4 protein-coding genes are annotated in these 7,404 nt (G+C 72.4%); 2 read left to right on the forward strand and 2 right to left on the reverse strand.

Annotated features, from left to right (window positions below; translation table 11 throughout):
• Positions 1 to 12: 12 nt before the first annotated feature.
• Together ubiG and VM95_RS31495 are read left to right on the forward strand one after the other, a co-directional pair.
• The gene (gene ubiG / locus VM95_RS31490; RefSeq protein WP_045703287.1) at positions 13 to 786 is read left to right on the forward strand and encodes a bifunctional 2-polyprenyl-6-hydroxyphenol methylase/3-demethylubiquinol 3-O-methyltransferase UbiG; all 774 of its coding nucleotides are present in this window, start codon (positions 13 to 15) and stop codon (positions 784 to 786) included.
• On the forward strand, positions 783 to 2,543 hold the full coding sequence (locus VM95_RS31495) for an FAD-dependent monooxygenase (protein ID WP_045703289.1): 1,761 nt from the start codon (positions 783 to 785) through the stop codon (positions 2,541 to 2,543). The genes ubiG and VM95_RS31495 overlap by 4 nt, the downstream gene beginning before the upstream one ends.
• 107 nt (positions 2,544 to 2,650) lie before the next feature.
• Here the strand turns inward: VM95_RS31495 and VM95_RS31500 are convergent, their stop codons facing one another.
• Positions 2,651 to 3,877 carry a S53 family peptidase gene (locus tag VM95_RS31500; RefSeq protein ID WP_045703291.1) on the reverse strand — a complete coding sequence of 409 codons (1,227 nt, stop codon included), beginning with the start codon at positions 3,875 to 3,877 and terminating at the stop codon, positions 2,651 to 2,653.
• 280 nt (positions 3,878 to 4,157) lie between these two features.
• A complete protein-coding gene (locus tag VM95_RS31505) occupies positions 4,158 to 7,103 on the reverse strand; it encodes a hypothetical protein (RefSeq protein ID WP_157882251.1) in 2,946 nt (981 codons plus the stop codon).
• Positions 7,104 to 7,404: the final 301 nt, after the last annotated feature.

Raw genomic sequence — 7,404 nt, forward strand, 5'->3', positions numbered from 1 at the left:
GAGTTCGCGATCATGGCTGTCGACAACGACGTCTACAACAACCTCTCCTGGTGGAACGACGACCAGCCGTTCGCGACGCTGGAGGCGTTCACCCCGGCCCGGTTCAAGTACTTCCACAAGGTGCTGACCACCCGGCTCGGGATCGACATCAAGGGCCTGAAGGTGCTGGACATCGGCTGCGGCGGCGGCCTGCTGGCCGAGCTGTGGGCCGGCGCCGGCGCCGACGTCATCGGGATGGACCCGTCCGGCCCCTCGCTGGAGGCCGCGGCCGCGCACGCGAAGCAGTCCGGGCTGGAGATCGAGTACCGGCAGGGCGTCGCCGAGGAACTGCCCTTCCCGGACGGCACCTTCGACCTGGTGTACTGCTGCGACACGCTGGAGCACGTCACGTCGGTGGACAAGGCCGTCTCCGAGGCGGTCCGGGTGCTGAAGCCCGGCTCCTACTACCTCTACGACACGATCAACCGGACCTTCCAGTCCAAGCTCGCCATGATCAAGATGGCGCAGGACTGGAAGTCCACCAGCTTCGCGCCCAAGGACCTGCACGACTGGGCGGCCTTCATCAAGCCCGAGGAGCTGCACGCGGTCTTCCGCCGGCACGGGCTGGACAACCAGGACCTGGTCGGCTTCGCCTCCAACCGGTCGCAGTTCCAGGTCCTTCGCGACATTCGGCTGCGGGCCAAGGGCAAGATCACCTACGGTGAGCTGGGCCGCCGGTTCCAGCTCACCGAGCACAAGGACACCTCCGTGGTCTACGGCGGGTACGCAAGGAAGGCAACCTCGTGAACAACCGCACCACCCCCGACGTTCGCGTCCCGGTCCTGATCGTCGGAGCCGGCCCCGCCGGCCTGATCGCCTCGCTGGCGCTGTCCCGCTACGGCGTGCGCCACCTCGCGGTCGGCAAGTACCCGGGCACCGCGCACACCCCGCGCGCCCACCTGCTCAACCAGCGCACCGGCGAGATCTTCCGCGACCTCGGCGCCGAGCGGGCCGTGCTCGCCCAGGCCGCGCCGCGCGAACTGCTCGCCGACTTCGTCTTCATGACGACGTTCTCCGGCCCCGAGGTCAGCCGCCTCGGCGCCTACGGCAACGGCCCGGACCGGGTCGGCGACTACCAGGCCGCCAGCCCCAGCCAGATGTGCAACCTGCCGCAGCACCTGCTGGAGCCGGTGCTCGTCGACCAGGTCCGCGAGGCCGGCGTCGGCGAACTGCGCTTCGGCCACGAGTTCCTGAGCCTGGAACAGGACGAGGACGGCGTCACCGCGGTGATAGCCGACCGGCAGTCCGGCCTGACGTACACCGTGCGCGCCGACTACGTGATCGGCGCGGACGGCGCCCGCAGCCAGGTGATGGAGCAGGCCGGGCTCACCGTCGAGGGCGCCAAGGGCCTGTCCAAGGTCGCCTCCATCTGGTTCGAGGCCGACCTCTCGCGCTACAGCGCCCACCGCCCGGGCATCCTGTACATCGGCGCCGTCCCCGGCAACCCGCCCGAGGACGGCCGGGTGTTCGTCAACGTCCGCCCGTGGAACGAGTGGATGTACCTGCGGTTCTTCAAGGACGGCGACTCCTTCGACCCGGAGGACCACGCCGAGATCATCGCCCACCTGCGGGAGAGCATCGGCGACCCGGTCGTGCCCATCACGATCAAGCGGGTCTCCCCCTGGGAGGTCAACGCCACCGTCGCCCCGCGCTACGGCACCGGCCGGGTCTTCTGCGTCGGCGACGCCGTCCACCAGATGCCGCCCACCAACGGCCTCGGCCTCAACACCGCCGTCGCCGACTCCTTCAACCTCTGCTGGAAGCTCAAGCTGGTCCTGGACGGCACCGCCGCCCCGAGCCTGCTCGACACCTACCAGGAGGAGCGGCAGCCGGTCGGCGGCCAGGTCGTCGACCGCGCGGTGCGCAGCATGATGGACTTCCTCGGCATCCCCGCCGCGCTCGGCTACACCGCCGAGCAGAGCGCCGCCGAGCAGTGGGAGCTGCTGCGCTCCCTCGGCGACGACGGCGAGGAGGCCGAGGCCCGGCGCGCCGCGCTGGCCGCCGCCACCGACCGGATCAACTACCAGGCCAACGCGCACGGTGTGGAGATCGGCTACCGCTACCGCGGCGGCGCCCGGGTCGACGACGGCACCCCCGAGCCGGCTCCCGAGCGCGACCCGGAGCTGTACTACCAGGCCACCACCTGGCCCGGCGCGCGCGTGCCGCACGCCTGGCTGGAGGACGGCGGCCACCGCCGCTCCACCCTGGACGTCACCGGCCGCGGCCGCTTCGTCCTGCTCACCGGCCGCGGCGGCGCCCCCTGGCACGACGCGGCCCGCGAGGCCGCCCGCCTCACCGGCGTCGAGGTCACCGTGCGGGTGATCGGCGCCGCCGAGGGCCTGCGGGACCCGTACGGGCAGTGGGAGCGGCTGCGCGAGGTCGCGGCCGACGGCTGCGTGCTGGTCCGCCCGGACGGGCACGTCGCCTGGCGGGCGCAGACGGCGGAGACGGCGGCGGAGCTGCCGAAGGTGCTGGCGAGCGTGGTGCACTCCGCGCGGGCCTAGTGTCCGGTCGAACGACCGAGTGCCCGTCCCCCTGCGTGGTGGGGGACGGGCACTCGGTCCTTTCTACCTCATCGGCCGGCTCCGCCGCGCGGGCCGATGCTGCCGCGTCAGCCGGTGAAGGCCGCCAGGCCGTTCGGGGTGCCGTTGCCGGTCGGGCCGTCGTAGCCGGCGCCCGCCGTGCACAGGTAGGACGGCGAGCAGGTGCCGTTCGAGCCGGTGGTGACGTCGTTCAGGGCCGAGGTGTGGCTGTAGCCGTCAGCGGCCGGGATGCTCGCGCTCGGGGTGCCGGCCAGGGCGTACACGCCCGCGATGATCGGCGAGGAGGCGCTGGTGCCGCCGTACACCGCCCAGCCCGAGCCGCCGTACGTCTGGTAGACCGCCACGCCGGTGGCCGGGTCGGCGACGGCCGACACGTCTGAGACGGTGCGGTGGGAGCAGCCGGTGTCCTTCTGCCAGGTCGGCTTCGGCTCGTACGCCGAGCAGCCGGAGCCGGTGCCCTCGGTGGAGCTGGTCGACCACACCGACTCGCTCCAGCCGCGGGCCGAGGAGTCGCGGTGCAGCGCGGTGCCGCCGACCGCCGTGACGTTCGGCGAGGAGGCGGGGTACTGCGCGCCGTACGCGCTGTCGCCGGCCGAGACGGTGATCGCGACGCCCGGGTGGTTGAAGTAGGTGTTGTCGTAGTTCAGGTCGCTGGAGGACTCGGCGCCGCCGTAGCTGTTGGACACGAACTTCGCGCCCAGCTTGACGGCCGTGTTCACGCTGGCACCGAGGTCGGTCATGTTCGCGGTGCTCGCCTCGACCAGGATGACGTGCGCGTTCGGCGCGATGGCCGACACCATGTCCAGGTCGAGCGAGATCTCGCCGGCCCAACCGCTGTTGGCGCGCGGGTACTTGGTGCCGCCGGTCTCGTTGACCTTCTTGAAGCACCCGTTCGCGGTGGTGCAGGACGGCAGGCCGAACTGCGCGCGGTAGGCGTTCATGTCCGACTCGGCGTTCGGGTCGTCGTAGGCGTCGACGATCGCGATCGTCATGCCGGCGCCGCCGTTGGCCGGCAGCTTGTAGGCGCTCAGCAGGTCACTCGGGCCGAGGCCGGACGGCATGGCGTTCGGGCTCAGCTGCTGGGGGGTGTTGACGACCTTCAGCGCGTGGCAGGACACCGTGTCGCCCTTGGCGAGCGTGTCGCAGGCACGGACCCAGGACGTGCCGCCCTTGGAGTACACGGTCGGCGCGGCGCCGGCGGGAGCGGCGGCGGCGAAGCTGGATATCGCGAGAGCGGCGGCACCGGCAACGGCGAGAACGGACTTGCGAGCGACGGCGGACGTGGGGGTACGCAAGGTATTGCCTCCTGTTGAGGGGGAACGGGGGGCACAACGGGGGCACAACGGGGCATAGCGGGAGCACAGCGGCTGAAACCAGGTCGGACCGGCGGGATGCTTGGGGCCGCCGGTGCTCGACTGGAGGAAGCTGCGCCGAAGTTAGCGGGGCCGCGACAACCCGAACAACAGGTGAACGGAAGATAAGACCAGCCTTTTACGCAAGGGCAGTCGGATGTGGGGGCTGCTTCATACACAGAACATCAGGACGGAAAAACGGACCTACCCACGGGCGTTTGGGTCAGCCCTTCCGCCGGAACCAGCCCTTCGACGGGGGCGGGGCAGTGGCGTCATCCCTCTCGCGGTCCTTCTCACGCGGAGCCACCTCGGGTCGGAAGGGGCCGAGGTGCTCCCGGAAGCGCTCGACCGCCTCGTGCGGACGACGCTCGCAGAAGCCCGTGATCAGCCGACCGTAGACCTCGCGCCCGACGCCGGTCGCGGCCAGCCGCTTGACCAGGGCCGCCGCGCCCTTGGCGCCGGTCGCCGCGACCGTGAGTTCATCGAGCAGCCGCTCGACGGCACGCCCGTACCCAGCGTCCAGCAGGGCGCGGACGAGCTCCGCCGTGGTCCCCTTGCGCATGGACCTGTCGGCAACCACCCAGGCCGGCCCTGCCACGTACTCCCGCCCGTGCACGAACGGCGTGGCCTCCAGCAGTTCGCCGATCCGGGCCGGCGACTCGGCGGCGAGCATGATGTCCACGATCCGGGCGGCGTCGTCGCGCTGACCGCTCTTCATCAGCGCCCGGAGCACCTCGACGAGTTCGGGCACCGGCCGGACGACGGCCAGGATCTGCCGCAGCTCCGGCGACGGTGCCCCGGCCAGCAACTCGGAGACGTCCTCCGGCCGCCGGAACAGGACCGCCGTCGCCAACTGGGCTCTGTTCCGTCCCGGCGATGCGACGATCTCGGCGATCGGACGGTCCGTGCCCAGCGCTCGCACGATCCCCTGCCGATCGAGAGAACTGCTCGAATTGCTCGACCACGGCAGGGCGGCCAGCACCGCCGCGTCCCGGACGAAGTCCGCCTCGCTTCCGCTGCCCGAGCTCCGCAACCCCGGCAGCAGGATCCCCAGTTCCAGCGGCCCGACCGAGCCGCCGTCCCCGTACGCGGCCAGCAGGCACTCGACGGCCTCCGCCGGCCCTGCCTGCCAGGCCTCCCGGAACAGCAGGGGAGCATGCGCCCGCACCCACGCGGAGACACCCAGGGCCACCCGGCTCCCCGGCCTCGCGTCCCGCAGGAGCACGATCCGGGGAACGGCCTCCGCCCGCGGACCCGCCGTCAGGTACTCGACGAGCAGCTGGTCGACCGGCGCCGGGCCGTCCTCCTCCGGCTCGGCGTCGAGGGCGAGCAGGAGTTCCGCCGCCGACTCCGCCGACCGCACCTGCACGGCGTGGGTGAGCAGGAACGCGGCCCCTCCCACGGTCGCCGCGCTCTCCGTCCGTGCGCCCGCCTCGGCCAGGCGCCGGGCCTGCCGGACCAGATCGCGGGTGGGCCACGTCCTGACCCCTACGGCCGCCACGTGCATGCCGAGCTCCGGCTGCCCGCCGGCCAGCAGCTTCTCGGCCACCATGCTCTGGTGGGCCGTACCCCGCTCCTCACAGATGCGGTCGAGCAGCGACCGGGCCTGCTCCCCGCGTCCCGTGTCCTGAAGCCACTCGGCTACTCCGGCCTGCTCCCGCGGGTTTCCACCGACGACGATCTGGCCGAGCAGCAGGCGGGCCCCCGCCGTCCAGTCCCGGTCGAGGAGTTCGGCGAGCACGCCCGTCAGCGCCGAGTCGTCGCGGGCGAGCAGGCAGGCCGCCACCTGGGCGCCCGTCCGCCTGCGCAGCCGATGACGGCCCGGCATCTCGACGAGCTCGGCGAGCTCGCCCGGCGGCCGGTCGCTCGACGCCAGCCTCTCCAGCATCGCGGACCGCTCCTCGTCGCCCGCGCGCTCCAGCATGGCCAGCACGTCGGCCATCGGGCGCAGGTCGAGCGCCTTCCGCCGGAGGCCGGCGACCAGGTCGGGGTGGACGTCCAGCTCCGCGGCCAGCAGGTCGAATCCCTCGGACGGAAAGCGTTCCGCGAGCGCCGACAGCGCCTCGTCGACCAGGTCGTCATCCCCGTCCTCCAGCGCCACCAGGAGGAATCCCGCCGCCTGGTCGACGTCCGCCCGGCACAGCGCCGTGAGCACCAGCGGGAACAGCTCGGCCGGCCCCCGCTCCCGGAGCAGGGCTGCCAGCCTGACCGCCGTCACCGGGCGGGCCATGTCGACCGCGCACCTCGTGACCGCCTCGCCGTCCTCATCGGCTCCCGCCGCGTGCAGGCGCTCCAACAGCGCGTGCAGCACCGGGGGTTCGAGGCGACGGGCCTCCTCCTGGACCGTCCGCAGGTGCCCGTCCTGACCGATGCGGCGCAGCTCGGTCAGGAGGAGATGCCGGTCGTCGCGCCGGGCCACGGCGGCGTTGAGCACGAACGCGGCGTCCTCGTCGAAGCCCGCTCGGTTCCCCCCGATCGCCAGCCACTCGACCAGCCGAGGCATCGACCCATCCGCGATCCCCGACAGCACGGCGGCCCGGTTCCGGTCCCGCCCGGCATCGGCCAGCAGGGCGAGCAGGTGCTCCATCGTGGGCGGATCCCCGGCGGCGGCGACCATCGGGACCAGTCCGTCCGCCTGAGCCCGCAGGCCCGCCGCCTCCAGCGCGTCGAGCAGCCCGGGCAGGTCCTCCAGTGGGCGGGCGGCGACTGCCATGCCGACCAGCCAGACCGCGCGTTCGATCTCCTTCGCGCCGTAGAGGGCGACCGTCAACTCGACCAACTGCTCGACGGGCCGTCCCGCCGCCGCCGTCCACATCACGTCGACCGCCGCAGGCGCCACCACTGCGCTCAGCTTCAGCAGGTCGGCGGCGGGCCCGATGACGGCGAACTCCTCCAGGAACTCCGTCCGTCCGGTGGTGACGACCTGGTGCAGGGCGTCCGCCATCAACTTGGCCGGGTCCTTGACCACCGGCGAGACCGGCACCGGTTCGCTCTCGACCGCAGCAACGACCGGCACCGCGGGCACCTTCAGCGCCCCCACGACCACGAACTCCGCGTGCACCGCCTCCGTCAGGACGCGGACCTCCTGCGGCCTGCCCGGCTTCCGGTGTTCCCGGTGCAGCGCACTGACCCGCTCCTGCACCCCCGCGCGCAACTCACTCAGGTCCAAAGGCCCTTCGTGCGAGACCAGCACCTCCCGCACCGCCCGCGAGAACAAGCTGAACGAACCGTCACCCCCCTGTGCCGTCGACTCCTCGGCCGGCACGAACCGCGCCAACTCCCCCGGCGCACACGCATACAGCCGGGCCACCTTCCGGCCGGCCACCGCCCGCATCTTGCTCGGCGACCACCCCGGCGGCGGCCCCATCGCGTCCCGGATCCCCTGCCGACACGCATCCACCAGGAACAACACCTGCGCAGCGGCCGTCTCCTGAAGCTCCTGCTTCCAGTCGATCGCGATGCACCCCGAC

The organism is Streptomyces rubellomurinus (genome assembly GCF_000961885.1).
GTDB lineage: Bacteria > Actinomycetota > Actinomycetes > Streptomycetales > Streptomycetaceae > Kitasatospora > Kitasatospora rubellomurina.